We start from the raw sequence: 1,515 nt of genomic DNA on the forward strand, positions 1-1,515 counted from the left end.
AACAAAGGCTAAAACGACAATAGGCTCGATTCCTCGCCTCCTGCGTTTAGCCAAACCGTTAGTGCCAATTAGAAAGATTTTAAAAGCGAATTTACCAATCATTTGACATCTTGTAACAAGATTATTTAATACACTTTAAAATCATGAATTATGAATTTTTTCAAATCATTATTTGGTCAAAGCGAAGATGACCGCTTGTTCGTCGAGTTCTTGAAAGCCATGCAACAATTGAAAGCCCCGGAGGCTGAAAAATGCGTTGAGCAAATGTCTGATGAGGGTCTAATTAAAGCGACTTATAAAATTGATAAGCTGATAAAAACGGATCCAGGGTACATGATTCACAATACGTTACTATTTGCAGCCTTTGCAAAAAGGCCACATTTACGTAATCCATTTATGTGATTTTAGTATTTTTGACAGCGTCAACCAAAAAAATAAATGGTCGAAGAAATGACTTACACAGAAACCATTCACTACTTATTGAAAAATACCACATTACAAGAGGCAGATATATATCACTACAATGGAAAATCTAGCGAAGATTATTTCGAGAAACTATTTCAATTTTATTCAAGGAATTTGGATCATAATAAAAAATTTGGTGCCAATCCCTCCTATGTTGTTTTTTACGATACAACAGAGACTTATGCTAAAGCTAAAGTATCAAAACAGCATTACATGGTTGTTTTTGACAGAAAACTTATAAATAAACTTTCACAATGGTATAATTCATATTTTGACTTTGGAAATATCGAAGGACTAGAAGAATTTAAATTATTGGAAGAAGAAATAGATTTCAAGATTTCAGAACTTTTGGAACATGCAATTATTCATTTTACTTTTTACCACGAATTTGCACATTTAATTCAATTTGCAACCGATGATGAGATTGAAAGAGAAGAAAAACTATTTGGTGATTGTAATTTTGAACCACATAAGCATATTGAGGAATATGATGCAGATATATTTTCTGGAATTTGTATATCCGCACACATATATCAATTCATTGATAGTCATTTGGGTGGAAATATAGATAAAAACAAACTAAATGATTTTATAGCAATTACAATTAGTGGCATAATGGTCTATATTTTGTCTTTGCCTATGTGTAAAGAAATATTTTATACAAAAGAAAGTTCTCATCCGCATAATTCAATAAGAGTTAACTATATTAATATGGCCATAATACAGAATTTTAAGGATATAATTTCGCAGCAAGAAAACAATATTACAATTGACGAAGATTATATTAGAGGGAGGAGTTTTATGATATTAAAAAGTTTACTCAGTCATTTTGGATTAGATGATATAAAAACCAGGTTTAGCGAAGATATGGGTAACAATTGGGAATCAATTCAAAACTATCAGCAAGAACTGCATAAATGTTTTTTAGAATATGAAATATCCGCAGTAACAAAATGGAATGCAGTATAAATCTGGCACTAACTCTGCGTGGCTGTCAACCGCCCGCTAAACGCAGCGGTTAGACAGTCACGCCGCCGTTAGGTAGCATTA

At 32.1% G+C, this 1,515-nt stretch carries 2 protein-coding genes; both read left to right on the forward strand.

What is annotated here, in order from left to right; translation table 11 throughout:
- Positions 1-150 precede the first annotated feature (150 nt).
- Positions 151-402, forward strand: a complete 252-nt coding sequence (locus R2808_RS11475) for a hypothetical protein (protein WP_371271147.1) — start codon at positions 151-153, stop codon at positions 400-402.
- A gap of 36 nt (positions 403-438) precedes the next feature.
- A complete protein-coding gene (locus tag R2808_RS11480; protein WP_371271149.1) occupies positions 439-1,434 on the forward strand; it encodes a hypothetical protein in 996 nt (331 codons plus the stop codon).
- Positions 1,435-1,515 lie beyond the last annotated feature (81 nt).

The organism is Flavobacterium sp. (genome assembly GCF_041392005.1).
Taxonomy (GTDB): Bacteria; Bacteroidota; Bacteroidia; order Flavobacteriales; family Flavobacteriaceae; genus Flavobacterium.